Origin of the sequence: Planctellipticum variicoloris, from assembly GCF_030622045.1 — a bacterium.
In the GTDB taxonomy this organism is placed as follows: domain Bacteria; phylum Planctomycetota; class Planctomycetia; order Planctomycetales; family Planctomycetaceae; genus Planctellipticum; species Planctellipticum variicoloris.
The window spans coordinates 189,877-206,262 of the sequence record NZ_CP130886.1; the positions used below are offsets into that span (position 1 = coordinate 189,877).

The following is a 16,386-nucleotide window of genomic DNA, read 5'->3' on the forward strand; positions in this document are numbered from 1 at the left end:
GCGGCTGGTGGCTCGTGATGACGGAGACAGGAAGCCGCCGGTCCTGCGATTACGCGGGGCCGGCGGTTTCGCTTTCCCGACGCTCGAAAACCAGCGGGTGGTCGGACTGAGGATCGGCGACTCGCAGCGAAATTCGCCCCTCCAGAACATCTTCCAGCAGATCCCCGCAGACTTCCGCCCGCCACGTCTGCGTCAGCCGGGGCGGTTCCCCCTGGTGGTCGTTGTAGACGTGCCAGCGGACCAGATGCCGCAGGTCGGACGCCGTGCCGACGAGCGGCTGTGCAACATTCATCTCGGCACAACGATTCGCCAGCGCCAGCCCCAGGAAGTGGCCAAGCACCTGTTCGTCGTGCGATTTGTCGTCGTCGCCCGGTTTCGGAACGCGCGGCAATTCCGAGTTCGGCAGAGCGACCGCCGCCGCAATGCACTTCAGCAGAGCCGGCGCCGCCTTGCGATATTCAGTCCGGTTCATGTCCCGCGTCGAACACAAATCGGCTTCGGTCGTCGGCTTCCGGCGGGCCAGCTCGATAATCAGATCGTCACGCAGAATCTTGCGAGCCGGGCGATTCTTTTCATTCGCTTCGCGATCGCGCCACCAGTAGACCTCGCGGGCGACCGCCTGCTCCCGCGGCGTCAGCCGATGCACGCTCGACAGCCGCAGCCACGCGTCGGGCGCCCGCTCGGCGACAGTTTCTTCGATCATCCGGGCGAACTCGGCCTCGGCCCAGCCCAGCCGGCCGAGCTTCTGCAGCGACTTGCACTGCTTATCCCAGATTTCCAGCACATGCTGGACGTCGTCCAGCGCATACTCCGTCTGTTGCGGCGTCAGCGGTCGGCGGCGCCAGTCGGTGCGGGTCTCCCGCCCGTGGGCCGTCTTGCCGACGACACGCCGGACCAGAGCCTCGTAACCCAGCGGAAAGCTGCGGCTCCGCAACCCCTCGGCAATCTGGATGTCCCACAATCGGCCGGGCGGCTTCCCGCAATGCGTCAGGCAAAAGCGGACTTCCTCGCGCCCGCCATGCACGACGATCGCGGTCTTGTTGTCCGCCATCAGCTCCCACCAGGCGCTCAGATCGGTCACCGCGTACGGATCGACCGCCACGCAGCGCTCCCGCGTGGCGAACTGCAGCAGGCACAGCTCCGGGCGATGCGTGTACTCGGAGACGAACTCCGTATCGAAGGCGACGATTCGAGCCTCGGCGATATGCCGACAGAGGTCGTCAAACTCACTCTGATCGACGATCAGGGACTGCGTCATGCGTCGGAACGATCTACGACGAAACCACGAAATGCGGAACGGACCCGGCCCGCCGCGGAAACTGGCACGCATCGTCTCACGCGAAACCCGCCCTCGCAAGGGCGCGTCAAGGCCAAAATCGGCGCGATCGGGGAGACCCGCCCGGCCCACTCCGATCGCGCCGGTCGTGGTCGGGGCTGGGCGACCGGCCATTCGCGCTGGTATGCTCGGGATTTGATGCGTTTCAGCATCCGTCACACCGTGATCGACTTCGGGAGCGCCCGCAACATGGACCTGCAGCACGAATTCGCACAAATTCTCGCCCGGCGGACGTTTCTGGGACGCACGCTCGGCGGATTGGGGACGACCGCCCTCGCGGGACTGCTGGGACCGGGCTCAGTCCGCGGGGCAGAAACTGACGACACCCGCTGGCCAGGCGTCGTCCAGCCGCTGCATCTGCCGCAGAAAGCCAAGCGGGTGATTCACCTCTGCATGGCCGGCGGTCCCAGCCACCTCGAAACGCTGGACCACAAGCCCAAGCTGGCGGAGCTGCACGGTCAACCGATGCCGGAATCGGTCACCGCGGGGCAGCCCATCGCCCAGCTCCAGGGCCAGCAGCTCAAGATCCTGGCCCCGCAACATCCCTTCGAAAAATACGGCCAGTCCGGGCAGGAAATCTGCGCCAAGTTCCCGAAAATCGGCGGCGTCGCCGACGAGCTGTGCATCATCCGCTCGGTCGTCACCGAGGCGATCAATCACGATCCCGCCCACACATTCATGAACACGGGCAGCTCCGTTTCCGGCCGACCGAGCATGGGCTCGTGGAACTGGTACGGCCTCGGTGCCGAAACCCACGATCTGCCAGGCTTTGTCGTACTCACGTCGACCGGGAAAAGTGGCCAGATGCAGCCGATCGCCAGCCGCCAGTGGCACAGCGGCTTCCTCCCCAGCCGGTTCCAGGGGGTCCGACTCTACTCCAAAGGGGATGCCGTCCATTACATCAGCAACCCGGCGGGGGTCACCGCCGACCGCCAGCGGGACGTGCTCGATGCAGTCGGTGCCCTCAATCGCCAGCTCGACGCCTCCATCGACGATCCCGAGATCGCCACGCGAATCAACCAGTACGAGCTCGCCTTCAAAATGCAGTCGAGCGTCCCCGAACTGATGGATCTCTCCAGCGAACCGAAGCACATTCTCGATCTCTACGGCGCCCAGCAGGGAGACGGCTCGTTCGGCACAAACTGCCTGCTGGCTCGCCGGCTTGCCGAGCGGGGCGTGCGGTTCATTCAGCTCTACCACCGCGACTGGGACCATCACGGCGGCATCAAGGGAGGCATCGAGCAGATTGCGGGCGAAGTCGACGGACCGTGCGCGGCACTCATCAGCGACCTCAAACAGCGGGGCATGCTCGACGAAACGCTGGTCATCTGGGGCGGCGAATTCGGGAGGACGCCGATGGCCCAGGGGAACGGCCGCGACCATCACCAGAAAGGCTTTTCGATCTGGATGGCCGGCGGCGGGATCAAGGGTGGCACGAGTTACGGCCAGACCGACGAGTTTGGCTATCACGCCGTCGAAAACGTCTTCCACGTCCACGACCTGCACGCAACCATGCTGCACCTGCTGGGAGTGGATCACCTCAAGCTGACGTATCGCTTTCAGGGCCGCGACTACCGGCTGACAGACGTCTCCGGAAACGTGATCCACCAGATTCTCGCCTGACCCAACCCGCCGAAAGCACTCTCCCCCCCTTCCCTCGTTCCCAGGCTCCGCCTGGGAACGCACTCTTGGGACGCTCCGCGTCCTCTTCTTCCCCTCCTTACCCACCACCTCTTCGCCCTCTCCTCCCCATCCACCATCCACCATCCACCAACCACTTCTTATGTGAATTCCGCGCAACAAACTCGCTATTTATGACGGGGACATAGGAGCATGCGCGTCGGCGGGCCACCGCCGGCGTTCCGGACGATTCCCGTCAAACCGGGCCTGATCAGGGCCCAGCGACGGGTCTTCCGCAAGGAGGATCCGAGGGGCGCACCCCGTGTGCGCACAGCCTCGACGTCGAGCTTTTCCCGTTCACCCGGCCGCAAGACCGGCGAACCTGATCAACGTGCTTGAACCGCCGGGACTGAAACCGGCGCAACATCACCGCCAGACGGACTCCGGCGGGACGGCCGTAAGAAAGCCGACCCGCCGGAGCCGATCGCGGTACGTACGGTGGACGTCCTCGTCCGCCGGTAGGGCCGGGCGCGCCCGGCCGAACTGTGCGATTCCCTCGTTCCCAGGCTCCGCCTGGGAATGCCTCTTCCAGACGCTCCGCGTCCTCCGTGTAGGGCAGGCTCCCGCCTGCCGGTTTGTGCCGTCCATCTCCATTCCGGCACGCACGAGCGCCCTCTTCAAAACCACACAGCCCGCCCCACCCACGTCTCCACCACCTCGCTCAGCAACCGCTGCTGAGCGCGCAGAATCGCCCGCTGCACCCCCGCCGGGCCATCGTGTCGCAGCACATGGGCGTCATGGAGCCGGCCGTCATCGACTCCGGGCGGAGGGAGCCCGAACGTCCGCGAGACCGCGGTTGCCGTTCCGTCCCGCTGCAACGCCTGCGGTTCGATGGAGCGCGGGCCGTGTCTCGGCAAGACCGAGCTGGACTTCGGCGGCATCGACTCGCAGGGAAAGCCGTTCACGCACATCGTCCGCCGGAGGGTGCGGCGTGTGGGTTGTGGGCAGATGCGGATTGACGTGGTGCGAGAGAATCGTCTCGCAACGGCCCGCAATTGACCTTTTCTCAGCCACCCGATCGCCATGCGGGCGCTGATTTGCTTGCTCACTTCGACTCACAGAGTAAATTTGCCACTCGAATTGTATCGGAAACATCGTTCGAAGCCCGCAGAGTTCCACAGTATGTCGAGTGCTGGACGCATCAGTTCATCTGCAGAATCGAGTTCTATGTCTTCGATCTGAACATCCGGCAGGATCAATTCGTCTTGGTTACAGCAGCCCCAGTCCGAGTCATGGCCATGAATCCACACCTTCTGCATTCCAAAGAAACTGAGCAGGATCCAAGCCGGTCCTGGAATCTCAAGTTTGCGGATGGCTTCACAATAGCCCGGCAGTCGATCGAGCAAATATCGGACGAATTGAGTTGAAAAGTACTCGTCATCTGGCATGTTTGCGCCAGGCCGAGCCGCTGCGACGCCACCAGCGGTCGCTTCAATAACTCCGTTGCGGAAGATCTGAACATAGCTGCGAGATCTACCATGCGATGGGTCTACAACGCATATCCCATCGAGATTGAATCGTGGTGAAGATCCGACGGTAGGGGAAATGGGTGCTAGCTTTTGCTGCACAGACCGAAGTTTTGCTGCGTCGAAGTTCATCCTTGAAACAAAGCTAGCCAGTGGCACGATGTGAACCATCATCGAAGGGATGCCTCGTAACATGAGTGGACCTCGCCCGCTACTGACCTCGTTAAGTCGGTGGCTTCGGAAAGTTCGGATTGTCTCGCTGATAGTCTGCGACAAACCAAAAGCTTGGCGAAGCTCCGAAGTGTCCATTGAGTAGACTCCTGCTGTATTCCGGGCGTAGAACTGCCCAGGCTCTTTTCCGTAGATTACGCGATGCGGTGCGACCATGCTTTGATGCACCCGGATGATGATGACGTGCCTTGTGTTCGCAACTGGCACTGCGTGCACGTTGAATTGGATCCGCGGTTCAATCCAACGGGCCGCGAGCTCCGATATCTGCAACTGTAGGCCGTCGATATTCTCGTGTTCGACTCCACGGACTTCCTTCGGGATGCCGTTCGTGGCTTCGACACCGATCAGCAAGTGACCTCCGAGCGAGTTCGCGAAAGACGAGATGTCCTTCAAGAGTTCCACGCACTGGGCACGCTGATGGGCTTGGTCTTTGGCGGGAACGTGAGGGTCCTTGAGAGTAAGTCGATAGAACTCGCGTTTGTATTCGATCGTTCGCTTCTCCGGGAGTGCGACTTCGACAAGCCTTTGGAGGTCAAGTTCGGTGATCGCGTCGAGGTCCGTCGGCAGCATAGCGATGCTCTCTCGATTCCAACGTGTTCCAGATCAGTTCCGGCGAGTGAGGCCAACTCTGCGCAAGTTACCATGCCACCACGTTACACCGAAAGGTACACGTAGCCAGAGCCTCTCTGTGAATTGAAATATCCGCATCCCAGTTAATTCCTCCGTTTCCGGCCCTAGAAAGCCCTTCCCAGCCCCCGCTACCAGCACGAACCTGAATCGCGTCCCCTGCCTGCAGGAAGGTCGCGATGCCCACGTTCGCCGAAGAGATGGTGGCCCAGCTCGAAACGCTGCTGCGTGTGAACGTCGGCGTCCAGACCGTCACGTTCGGCGGTCAGACGGTCAGCTACGCCGACCTGCAGCAGCAGTACCAACGCTGGAAGGCCCAGGCCGCCCGCGAGACCGGCAAACGGCCCTTCATTCGCTCCCTCACGATGGAGGGGCCATGAGCGCTTCCGGCCTCTGGCAGAGTGCGACCGGCCTGTTCGACGCCGGCCTGCGTCAGTCCCGGACCGCAGCCGGCGATGGTCGCGCAGCCCCCTGTCGGCCACGGCCGCGGCGACGCGTTGGACCTCAAGGAAGACCCGCGTATCCGGAAAAACCGCGCCACAACGTCGCCAACGAACGCCATTCCGTTCGCAGTTGTGAGGATTTTCGCGAGTTGTCTTCGCGGCCTTTGACGCTCCACACAAATCATGGCAGCATGGTCGCTGTCGCGAATCAACCGACTGTGGCTGCAGGGTTCCGGCGTCGCAAATCGGGACGGCCGAGTCCGTGTGTTCATTAGAGTCAGTCGCAGTGGGCATTCGCGCAGGCTGATTTTCTGGTTCGTCGCAACAGGCGCACTATGGTCACTCCGCTGATCTCTCCCGCTCGGACGGCATTGTGTCTGCTGGCGGGCCTCGTGCTGGTCGGCTGCGCAAAGCCGCCCGAACCTCTCCCCATCCCTCCCCCGCGCGTGACGGTGCAGCACCCGCTGCAGCGCGACGAACTCAACTACAACGAGTACAACGGCTGGGCCGACGCTTCGGCGACCGTGGAGGTCCGCTCGCGGGTCCGCGGCCATATCAAAGAAGTCCTGTTCAAAGACGGCCAGTTCGTCAATGCCGGCGACAAGCTCTTCGAACTCGATCGGGAGCCGTTCGAGGCCGAGTATCTTGTCGCGACCAGCAAAGTCGGCGTCGCGGAAGCTCAGCTCGCGTTTGAGATCGAGGAAGAAAAGCGTCAGAAAGAGCTGTTCGCAAAGAACGTCGTGACGCAGTCTGAGCTGGACAGGGTCATCGCGACGCGGAGGTCCTGGGAAGCCAACGTGGCGGCGGCGAAGGCGGAAGCCGAGCGGAAGAAGCTGGATCGCGACTACGCGACGATTGCGGCGCCGATGCCGGGCAAGATCGGTCAGGCCAAACTGGTCGCGGGCAATCTTGTGGGAGCCGGCGGAAGCGATCCGCTCCTCACGACCATCGTGTCGGTGAATCCCATCTATGTCTATTTCAACGTCGATGAACGGGGAGTGCTGGAGTTTCGCCGGTTGCATCCGGAGATCAAAGGGAGTTCTCCCGAGAAGCCACCGGAGATCCCGATCGAATTTGGCCTGGAAACCGACGTCGGTTATCCGCGCAAAGGCAAGATTGACTTCCGGGAGAACAAGATCGATGCCTCGACGGGGACGATCATCGTTCGCGGAACGGCGGACAACGCCGACGAGGTGATCCTGCCGGGGAGCCGCGTCCGTGTCCGCGTGCCGCTGACGAACAAGCCCTACCCGGCGACGCTCGTGCCCGATCTGGCGGTGCTCAGCGACCAGGATCAGCGGTATCTGCTCTGCTTGAATGACAAGTCGGAAGTCATTCGCCGCAACATCACGCTGGGCCGGCTGATGGCGGACGGGATGCGGGTCATCCTGCCGGGGCCGGCGGACGAGGAGCCGGTGACGGCGGACGACTGGGTCATCGTCGATGGCCTCCAGCGGGCGCGGATCAACTACCCGGTCGAGCCCAGGGATAAGGACGGGGAGGCTGTCGCCGTGACGGCGACGGCTGACGCCGCAAAGTGAATTCAGGCGACAGCGGTCGGCCGCAGCGCGGCCCAGGTCTTTGGTCCCGGTTTCACAACGCCCCTGGCTCGACGGATTGCCCATGATCTCCCACTTCTTCATCGATCGGCCGATCTTCGCCACCGTGCTGTCGGTGGTGATCGTGATTGTCGGCACGGTCTCGGCGACGCAGTTGCCGATTGCGCAGTATCCCGAGGTCGCGCCCCCCGTCGTGCAGGTGACGGCGACCTATCCCGGGGCCAACGCCGTCACCGTCGCGGAGACCGTGGCGACGCCGATCGAACTGGAGATCAACGGCGTCGAGCGGATGCTCTACATGGCGTCGAAGTGCACCAACGACGGCCAGATGAACCTGGACGTGACGTTCGAGCTGGGCACCAACCTCGACATGGCGCAGGTGCTGGTGCAGAACCGCGTGAGCGTCGCCCAGGCCAAGCTGCCGGAGGAAGTGAAGAAGATCGGGGTGACGACGAAGAAGAAGTCGCCCAGCATCCTGATGTGCGTCAACCTGATCTCTCCCGATCAGCGATACAACCAGCTCTATCTCAGCAACTACGCGGCGCTCAACGTCAAGGACGATCTGGCCCGCGTGAAGGGTGTCGGCGACGTCGCCTTTCTCGGGCCGCGCGATTACAGCATGCGGATCTGGCTCGACCCGACGAAACTCGCCGCGCGGCAGATGACGGCCGGCGACGTGGTGCGGGCGGTTCAGGAGCAGAACGTGCAGGTCGCCGCGGGGCGCCTGGGGCAGCCGCCGACCCCCGCCGACCTGAGCGTGCCGTTTCAGATTCCGATCAACGCGCAGGGACGGCTGACGACCGAAGCGCAGTTCGCGGAGATCATCCTGAAGACCGGCGACAACGGTCAACTGGTCTATCTGCGCGACGTGGTGCGGGATGCGACGTTCGATGCGCAGGGCCGGCCGCTGCAGAAAGGGGTCGAGCTGGGGGCAAAGAATTACGACGTCAACAGCTACCTCGACGGTCAGCCGAGCGTGACGCTGGCGGTTTTCCAGTTGCCCGGATCGAACGCGCTGGAAACGGCCGACATGATCCGGACCCGGATGGAAGTCCTCAAGCAGGACTTCCCCGCAGGAGTCGACTACCGGATCGAGTACGACACGACCGTGTTCGTCGAGGAGTCGATCACCAGCGTCTATCACACGCTGATCGAAGCCTTCGTGCTGGTGTTCGTCGTGGTGCTGGTGTTTCTGCAGAACTGGCGCGCAACCCTGATTCCGATGGTCGCCGTTCCCGTGTCGCTGGTGGGAACATTCGCGATCATGTCGGGCCTCGGATTCTCCCTGAACAACCTCTCGCTGTTCGGGCTGGTGCTGGCGATCGGCATCGTCGTCGACGACGCGATCGTGGTTGTCGAAAACGTCGAACGCTGGATGGCGCAGGGGATGTCTCCCCGAGACGCCAGCCGGCGGGCGATGGAAGAAGTCACCGGCCCGGTCATCGCTATCTCGCTCGTGCTCTGCGCCGTCTTCATCCCGACCGCGTTCATGGCGGGAATCAGCGGACAATTCTATAAGCAGTTCGCCCTGACGATTGCCGCCTCGACGGTGATCTCCGCATTTAACTCGCTCACGCTCAGCCCGGCCCTCTGCGCCGTCCTGCTGAAACCCCACGTGCACGGCCACGCCCGGCAGGAAGCCCTGCCGAAGCTGGGGATCGCCCTGCTGGGCGGTCTGGCGGCTTACGTGTTCCTGCTCGGACCGGCGATCGGTCTGCTGGGGCTGGACGCCGGCGACCACGAAGGCGGCGGCCACGGCGGACCGACTGGGCCGGCCTGGCTCCGGATCAGCCTGTTTGTCGGCGGATTCGTGGCCGGCTGGTTCTTGAGTTTTATCGTCAATCGCGTGCTGGACGCCGGATTCAAGGCGTTCAACTGGTCGTTCGACGTCGCGATCAAGGGCTACGGCGCCATCGTCGGCCTGTTCCTGCGGCTGGCGGTAATCCTGCTGGTGGTCTATGGCGGACTGATGGGGCTGACGTTCGTCACGCTGACCAGCGTCCCGATCGGATTCATCCCGGAGCAGGACAAGGGCTATCTGGTCATCAATGCGCAGTTGCCCGACGGGGCCAGCCTGGAGCGGACCGACCAGTTGATCCGGAAACTCAGCGAAAAAGCCCGCGCAGTCCCCGGTGTGGCCCATACGATCGACCTGTCGGGCTACTCGACAATTCTCAGCACCAACCTGAGCAACGCGGGCGGGATGTTCGTGATTCTGGCCCCGTTTGAAGAGCGGGCCGGCGTGGCGGCGCTCGCCGCTCCCGCCGTCGCCCGCGAGCTGCGAAAGGTCTTCAGCGAGTTCCGGGAAGCGCAGATCGCCGTGTTCGGGGCGCCCCCCGTCGACGGATTGGGAAGCACGGGCGGTTTCAAACTCCAGATCGAAGATCGCCGGGGCGCGGGGCTTCGCGCGTTGCAGGGAGCAGTGCAGAATCTGCGCGAAGAAGGCGCTCAGGATCCGCGGCTCGCCGGCCTGATTTCGACCTTCAGCGTCTCGCAGCCTCAATTGTATATCGACATCGACCGGGAAAAGGCCAAGGCGATCGGCGTCGCGCTGCCGGAGATCCACACCGCGCTGCAGTCGTATCTGGGGGCGGCGTATGTGAACGACTTCACGTTCCAGAATCGGAGCTGGCAGGTCAACGTGCAGGCCGATCCCCGATACCGGACACGCGTCGAAGACGTCGGAAAGCTCGAAGTGCGGACGGCGGCGGGCGTCCGCGTGCCGCTGCGGACCCTGATCCAGCTTCGCGAGACCAGCGGCCCGGCGATCGTCAACCGGTACAAGCTGTTTCCATCCGCCGAAGTCAACGGCAACACGGCTCCCGGCACCAGTTCCGGTCAGGCGGTCCAGATCATGAACGAACTGGCCGGCCGGTCGCTGCCGTCCACGATGGGCTTCGAATGGACCGAACTGACGTACCAGCAGATTCTGGCGGGCGAGGACCTGCTCACCAAGCTGGTCTTTCCGCTGGCGGTCGTCTTCGTGTTCCTCGTCCTGGCGGCTCAGTACGAGAGCTGGACGCTGCCGATGTCGATCATTCTGATCGTGCCGATGTGCATCCTGGCGGCAATGGTCGGCGTCCTGCTGAACCGCCTGGATAACAACATCTTCGTGCAGATCGGCCTGGTCGTGCTGGTGGGACTGGCCGCCAAAAACGCCATTCTGATCGTCGAATTTGCGAAGCAGCTCCAGGACGAGGGAAAGCCGCTGTTCGAAGCCACGGTCGACGCCTGCAAGTTGCGCCTGCGTCCGATTCTGATGACGTCGTTCGCGTTTATTCTCGGCGTGGTGCCGCTCGTCCGCGCCAGCGGCGCCGGCGCCGAAATGCGCAGCACGCTCGGGATTGCAGTTTTCAGCGGTATGCTGGGCGTCACGATTTTCGGCGTGCTGTTCACGCCGGTGTTCTTCTACGTGATTCGCTGGTTCACCACGCCTCGCGTCCAGCCAGTCGCGCCGACGGCTGACGCAGACTCGCATCCCTGACGACTTGCCCGCCCGCGGCTGGCAGGTCCGATTTGCCGTTGAGTTCTTTGCCGGACGCGATGATCTCTCGCTCACCTCATCGCGCCGCAGGCTTTCACCGGGACGTATTTGTCCTGATGCATGACATCCAAGACATGGATCCGCCAAGGCCGATCTCTGAGCGAGGCGTATCGCTGAGGCATCGACGGGGGCGGCCCATCCCTCTGACAGGAGGCTCGTTCCATGAGACGCATGCTGCTGATTTGCCTGAGCACGTTGACGCTGGCTCCCGCCAGTCTTCCGGGACAGGAGTCCGCGCAGCCGCCCGCTGCGGAGACGCTGATCCGCCAGGGAGTCGAAACCTACGTGAAGGCTTTCAACGACCGCGACGCGACGGCGCTGGCCGCGCAGTGGTCGCCCGAGGCCGTGTATGAGAACCGGCTGACGGGTGAAGAAGTCACAGGGCGGGCGGCGATCGCCGAGCAGTTCACGAAGCAGTTCAAAGAACTCCCCGACCTGAAGATGGAGATCAACGTCGAGTCGATCCGATTGTTGTCGCCGAATGCCGCCGTCGAACAGGGGGTCGCGAAACTGTTGTCCCCGAAGACGGAGCCGGAAGAGGTCAGCTACACGGCCCTCTACGTCCGGCAGGACGGCAAGTGGCTGCTCGACCGCGTGACGGACGGCGACACGGACTCGCCGCCGTCGAATTACGGGCGGCTCAAGTCGCTGGAGTGGCTCATCGGGGACTGGGTCGACCAGGACGAGCAGGTCAGCATCGAAACCAGTTGCCACTGGGCGAAGAATCAGAATTTCCTGGTGCGGTCGTTCGCGGTTTCCGCGGGAGGCGCAATCGATACATCGGGGATGCAGGTCATCGGCTGGGATCCCGCGGTGAAGAAGATCCGCTCGTGGACGTTCGACTCGGACGGCGGATTCGCAGAGGCGACGTGGACGCAGCAGGACGATCGGTGGTTCATCCGCAATACGGGCGTCCTCAGCGACGGCCGCAAGGCGTCGATGGTCAACGTGATGCGGAAGCTCGACGACAACTCCTTCTCCTGGCAGACCATCGAACGGACGGTGGGCGGCGAACTGCTGCCCAACATCAACGAAGTGGAAGTCGTGCGTAAGTAGACGCCGGCGTGTCCCCCGTGTCCCTTTCGATTCTGCATTCAGACACCAGACAGGTGACAACATGAAACGTAGCGCATGGTCGATGATGGTCCTGGCCGCGATACTGCTCCTGGCGAATGACGACTTGCTCGCCCGCGGCGGCGGCCGTGGTGGTGGTGGCGGCGGAGGAGGGGCGAGAGCCGGCGGTGGCGGTGGTGGCATGGCTCGTCCGTCGGCTCCGGCCGCGGGCCGATCTCCTTCCATGAGTCGTCCTGCGGCCCCGGCAGCACGTCCAAGCCCCAGCCCGGGAGCCAGCCGCCCGGCGACAGGAGGCGCCGCGGGCGCCCGACCGCCAGCGGCCGGCGCCCGACCGGCAGCCGGTGGAGCCGGAGGCGCGGCACGTCCCGCAACGGGCGCGGTCGGCGGTGCACGTCCCGGTGGAGCGGCTCCAGGTGTCGCGGGAGGGCGGCCGAGCGCCGGACAGTTGAATAACTTCCTCGACGTCCCGCGCGCCTCAACCGGGGCCGTAGGGGCCGGCGGGGCGCGTCCCGGCGGCGCTGCCGGAGATTTTCTGCAGCAGGGGAATCGTCCCGCTCAGACGCCGGCCCGTCCGGGCGCTGCAACGTTGCCGGGCCTCGGCGCGGCAGCCGGCGCGGGTGGCGCTCTCGGCGCCGCTGCGGCAGCCCGACCCGGCGCCGGTTTGCCAGGCACAGGTCGTCCTGGTGCTGTTCGCCCTGGCGCCGATCGTCCAGTCGCCGATCGTCCGGGTGCAGGTGCGGATGGCAGCCGGCGACAGAATCTGCAGGACAATCAGGCCGGGCGAATCGAGAACCGCGAGCAGTGGACGCAGAATCGCGGCGACCGGGTCGATCAGATTCACGACCAGATTCACGATCAGTACCCCGTCCGCGCCTTCTGGAACGACCACCCTGTGTGGGGCGCCTGGGCGATCACGCGTCCCTACCGCTGGGCCACCTGGGTCGCTCTCGGCGGCTGGTGCGGCTACGGAGAGTCGGCAGCGGTCAGCTACAACTATGGGGACAGCGTCTATTACCAGGACGGCGCCGTCTACAGCGGCGACCAGCAGATCGCGACGGAAGAAGAGTACGCGCAGCAGGCCGCGGATATCGCCGCGAGCGCGCCCGAAACGCCCCCCGACCAGATGGAATGGATGTCGCTGGGGGTATTTGCACTGACCCAGGATGGACAGGCCTCCGGTCCGCCGCCAACGCTCTACATGCAACTGGTCATCAGCAAGCAGGGGGTGATCCAGGGGACGCTCAACAACACGCTCACCGGCGAGTCGCAGACCCTGGAAGGAATGGTGGACGCCAAGAGTCAGCGGGCAGCCTGGGGGATTACCGGGAAAGAACGGCCGATTGTCGAGTGCGGCATCTCGAACCTGACGCAGGACTCGGCCCCCGCGCTGATGCACTTTGCCGACGGAACGACCCAGCAGTGGCTGCTCGTACGACTGCCGGACCCGATGCCGGAAGCGCCGGCGAAATAGACTTTCAGGGTCGACGATCAGGTCAGCCCCGGTCGCCAGCGCTCGCGACCGGGATCGTGCCGCGCTTTCGGTGAGTCGACGAGGAAGACTGTGGCTGCAACGCAGAGCGTTTATCTCGATAGCTACGGGCAGCCTCGACTGCGCCGGTCGATCGTCGGTTTCCTCGACCTGCTGGGATTGTCCCAGATGGCCTTCGCTCGCACGAAGACGGCCAGTCGCGCCCGGCCCTACACGTGAGTGCGGCAAACCTGCACACTCGGTTTCCCGTTCACCCTGAGGAAGCCGCGCCGTGCCCGATGCCACTGCTGCGGGCGTTCGCGGGAAGGCGGAACAGTACGCGCGGGCGCTGCCGGGGGATGTCAGTCTTCCGATGAGTCCAGGAACTGCGCGATCCGATCAATCGTTCGCAGTCGTCGAGACTTGGTAAGCTGACATTCCCAGACGACTAGCACTCTCCATCCGGCCTTGTGGAGCGCTCGACGGACGACACGATCCCGCTGCTGATTTCGCTCGAATTTTGCCTTCCAATAGTCAACCCGAGACGCCGGCATTGAGCGACCGGCCGGGCAGGCATGCCGGTGCCAGAAGCAGCCATGCACGAAGATGATGGCGTGCAGCTTGGGAAAGACGAGATCGGGGCAACCGGGAAGGTCCAGACGATGCAGGCGGAAGCGATAGCCGCGGCGGTGCAGTTCCCGACGGACGACCAGTTCGGGCTTTGTATCCGCGCCACGCACGCTGCGCATGACCGCCGACCGCTGCGACGGGGTGAACACGTCGGTCACGGGATGCCCCTTCGGATGCGGCGTCAAAGATTGGGGGGGATCTCGATCAAAAGGGACAGATCAGTTTCGATCCCGACTACACGATCGTTGTAGAGTTCGAGCAACTGGCGGAATTCTGATTTACGCTTTTCCTGGCTGAACTCCGACAGTTCTTCGATATTAGCCGAAACAAACGATTCGATGGACATTACTGCCACTTGATCCTCGCATGCGTAGAGAACGAGGTCCCTTGCGGCCAGCACGGCAACCTCAGGAACAAGCAGAAAGGCTCGGAGTCCGCGAGACAGATTGACCTGACACTTCTCGACGACCGCGATGCCGGGGGCGATCGTGATATGGAATGCCGTGTCTCCGATTTCGAAATCCCCTTCCCTTCCGGTGGAATCGTCTGAAGAGCTGGCGAGTTCGTTTGCGACCTCCAGGTGAGGAAAACGGAGTTGGAGCTTCGCTCCGACGAGGTACTGCGCGACGGATGGAAGTTTTCCGACGTCCTTTGCAGCCCTGAGGATTCTGCGGATATTCGCGCACGTCGTCAGACGGGGATCGAAGACGAATTCAACCCGCTTTCGATTGAAATAATCCTGAACCTTTTCGGCCAACCAGGCCTGGCAAGCGTCCAGAACTTGGACTCGCTCCCTTTCCGTGAGAGATCCAAGTCGCAAAGGAGCAATCGCGTCCATCAGCGACTCAGCAACCCAAGGTGTGCCGCGGTTTGTTCTCCCGCCTTCTTTCACGAATGGCCGGTTTTCTCCATATCGAGTTAGAATTGATCGGACTGCCGACGCGGTCAGGCCCTTAATCTGGGCGCCGCCTTTCGCTCGATGATCGTCAACCTTGAGAGTGAACTCCGTCTTGAGCCGTTCAAGAATGACTAGTCCTGCTGCGACCGAACCGCGGGCCGGCAGTCCGTCGGTATGAATCGGGAGGCGAGAGAACCAGGCCTCAATGGCAGAGACGGCCGTTTTGCGATTCATCGCTTGGCCACCGTGATTCGTCGCGTACGCACCGTTCGAATTGAACCACGGAGAGTCTCGCAAGCCGGTTTCAAATAGTTCTCTCCAATCCACGCCACGACCGGAACGCAAACAGCGTCGCCAAATCCAAAGAGCGCCTGATTCAATCGGACTTCGATGCGGTAGTCGTCGGGAACGCCTTGAAGACGAGCGCATTCCCGTGCAGTCAGGAGCCGTACTCGGCGCTCACCGCGACCAGCTTCAAACAAGATTTGCCGGCCGCTTCCGCCTCTTGGCGTCCTCAGACATCCAGCAATGCCATCGGTACGAAGCTCAGCCATCGATCGGCCATGTCGCACACGCCGAAATGCTGTTGCGTAGGTGTAGTCTGCTCCCGAAATCATTTCTGCAGCGATTTTGGCGTGTCGTTCACTCAATTGGTTCATGAAATATGCGGCTCGCTCCTCGCTCCACCACGCCGGATCATCAGGAGGAAGGCTTTCAACGATCGACGGCAATCGCGGTCCCGCAGGCGGAAGTGGCGGAAGTTTGCGGATCTTCCACGCGATGTGCGGCGTGCCATGAATGAATTTCAGCAACTGGGGCGAGCGAACGTCCGACGGTCCAACCCCAAAAGGAATTTCGGCTTCGATACCAAGTTGAGCGATCACGAATAATCGAGCCCGGCTCTGCGGAACGAATCGCACGGCATCAACGATGATTGCGTCGCAGACATAACCAAGGGCATTGAGTGCCAGCAGAGCCGCCTCAAAGTCACGTCCCTCATTAGCCATCAAGAATCCGGGGACATTCTCCAGCAGCACGACTTTAGGCAGCGAGCCCGCGACCGCTTTCTCCTTAAGAAGACGGACCAGTCCCCAAAAAGCACTTGACTGTTCGCCGCTGAGCCCCGCCATCGCTCCTGCTATGGAAAGGTCGTTGCACGGGAACGACGCGGTAAATAGGTCGCAGTCCGGAATCGCATCGGCCGAAATCTGGTGAATGTCACCAAGAAGAAATTCGTCGATCGGGAAGTTCGCCCGATACATCTCCAGCTTCTGCTCGTCAATATCGTTCGCGAACACCGTTTCGAAGCCGCACTGATCGAGCGCCAGGCGCACCAATCCGATGCCGGCGAAGAATTCGGCGACGCGATATGGCGAAGTCATTCGATTTACACGAGCCATTTGATTCAACATCCATGCCGAGGACGGCCA

General features: G+C 62.9%; 15 protein-coding genes. 8 read left to right on the plus strand and 7 right to left on the minus strand.

Going from position 1 to position 16,386, the window contains the following annotated elements; all coding sequences use genetic code 11:
* Positions 1-49: 49 nt before the first annotated feature.
* The gene (locus tag SH412_RS00725) at positions 50-1,258 is read right to left on the minus strand and encodes a ribonuclease D (protein WP_336521584.1); all 1,209 of its coding nucleotides are present in this window, start codon (positions 1,256-1,258) and stop codon (positions 50-52) included.
* Positions 1,259-1,525: 267 nt separating this feature from the next.
* On the opposite strand from SH412_RS00725, the gene SH412_RS00730 reads away from it, so the two are divergent.
* Entirely contained in the window at positions 1,526-2,959 is a 1,434-nt protein-coding gene (locus SH412_RS00730; protein WP_419555837.1) for a DUF1501 domain-containing protein, read from the plus strand.
* A gap of 674 nt (positions 2,960-3,633) precedes the next feature.
* On the opposite strand, the gene SH412_RS00735 is transcribed toward SH412_RS00730, so the two are convergent.
* On the minus strand, positions 3,634-3,921 hold the full coding sequence (locus SH412_RS00735) for a hypothetical protein (RefSeq protein WP_336521586.1): 288 nt from the start codon (positions 3,919-3,921) through the stop codon (positions 3,634-3,636).
* Positions 3,922-4,071: 150 nt separating this feature from the next.
* Positions 4,072-5,283 carry an AlbA family DNA-binding domain-containing protein gene (locus SH412_RS00740; protein ID WP_336521587.1) on the minus strand — a complete coding sequence of 404 codons (1,212 nt, stop codon included), beginning with the start codon at positions 5,281-5,283 and terminating at the stop codon, positions 4,072-4,074.
* A gap of 236 nt (positions 5,284-5,519) precedes the next feature.
* Between SH412_RS00740 and SH412_RS00745 the strand changes: the two genes are divergently transcribed.
* From SH412_RS00745 to SH412_RS00765, 5 genes are all read left to right on the plus strand, one after another.
* Entirely contained in the window at positions 5,520-5,720 is a 201-nt protein-coding gene (locus tag SH412_RS00745) for a hypothetical protein (protein ID WP_336521588.1), read from the plus strand.
* Between the two features lie 398 nt (positions 5,721-6,118).
* On the plus strand, positions 6,119-7,324 hold the full coding sequence (locus tag SH412_RS00750) for an efflux RND transporter periplasmic adaptor subunit (RefSeq protein WP_336521589.1): 1,206 nt from the start codon (positions 6,119-6,121) through the stop codon (positions 7,322-7,324).
* 82 nt (positions 7,325-7,406) lie between these two features.
* On the plus strand, positions 7,407-10,826 hold the full coding sequence (locus SH412_RS00755) for an efflux RND transporter permease subunit (protein ID WP_336521590.1): 3,420 nt from the start codon (positions 7,407-7,409) through the stop codon (positions 10,824-10,826).
* A 222-nt stretch (positions 10,827-11,048) separates the two neighbouring features.
* Positions 11,049-11,942: a YybH family protein gene (locus tag SH412_RS00760; RefSeq protein ID WP_336521591.1), complete on the plus strand. Its 894-nt coding sequence runs from the start codon at positions 11,049-11,051 to the stop codon at positions 11,940-11,942.
* A gap of 116 nt (positions 11,943-12,058) precedes the next feature.
* A complete protein-coding gene (locus SH412_RS00765; RefSeq protein ID WP_336521592.1) occupies positions 12,059-12,187 on the plus strand; it encodes a hypothetical protein in 129 nt (42 codons plus the stop codon).
* A gap of 248 nt (positions 12,188-12,435) precedes the next feature.
* Here SH412_RS00765 and SH412_RS00770 read toward each other — a convergent pair whose 3' ends face one another.
* Positions 12,436-12,813 carry a hypothetical protein gene (locus SH412_RS00770; protein ID WP_336521593.1) on the minus strand — a complete coding sequence of 126 codons (378 nt, stop codon included), beginning with the start codon at positions 12,811-12,813 and terminating at the stop codon, positions 12,436-12,438.
* Positions 12,814-12,852: 39 nt separating this feature from the next.
* On the opposite strand from SH412_RS00770, the gene SH412_RS00775 reads away from it, so the two are divergent.
* Positions 12,853-13,431, plus strand: a complete 579-nt coding sequence (locus SH412_RS00775; RefSeq protein WP_336521594.1) for a hypothetical protein — start codon at positions 12,853-12,855, stop codon at positions 13,429-13,431.
* Between the two features lie 90 nt (positions 13,432-13,521).
* Positions 13,522-13,668 (plus strand): hypothetical protein, encoded by a 147-nt coding sequence (locus SH412_RS00780; RefSeq protein WP_336521595.1) that lies wholly within the window; start codon positions 13,522-13,524, stop codon positions 13,666-13,668.
* A gap of 122 nt (positions 13,669-13,790) precedes the next feature.
* On the opposite strand, the gene SH412_RS00785 is transcribed toward SH412_RS00780, so the two are convergent.
* From SH412_RS00785 to SH412_RS00795, 3 genes are read right to left on the minus strand one after another with little or no spacing between them, the layout of a single operon-like run.
* On the minus strand, positions 13,791-14,216 hold the full coding sequence (locus SH412_RS00785) for a very short patch repair endonuclease (RefSeq protein ID WP_336521596.1): 426 nt from the start codon (positions 14,214-14,216) through the stop codon (positions 13,791-13,793).
* A 23-nt stretch (positions 14,217-14,239) separates the two neighbouring features.
* Positions 14,240-15,190, minus strand: a complete 951-nt coding sequence (locus tag SH412_RS00790; protein WP_336521597.1) for a DUF4928 family protein — start codon at positions 15,188-15,190, stop codon at positions 14,240-14,242.
* A complete protein-coding gene (locus SH412_RS00795; RefSeq protein ID WP_336521598.1) occupies positions 15,187-16,356 on the minus strand; it encodes a DNA cytosine methyltransferase in 1,170 nt (389 codons plus the stop codon). Before SH412_RS00795 ends, SH412_RS00790 begins: the two co-directional genes overlap by 4 nt.
* Positions 16,357-16,386: the final 30 nt, after the last annotated feature.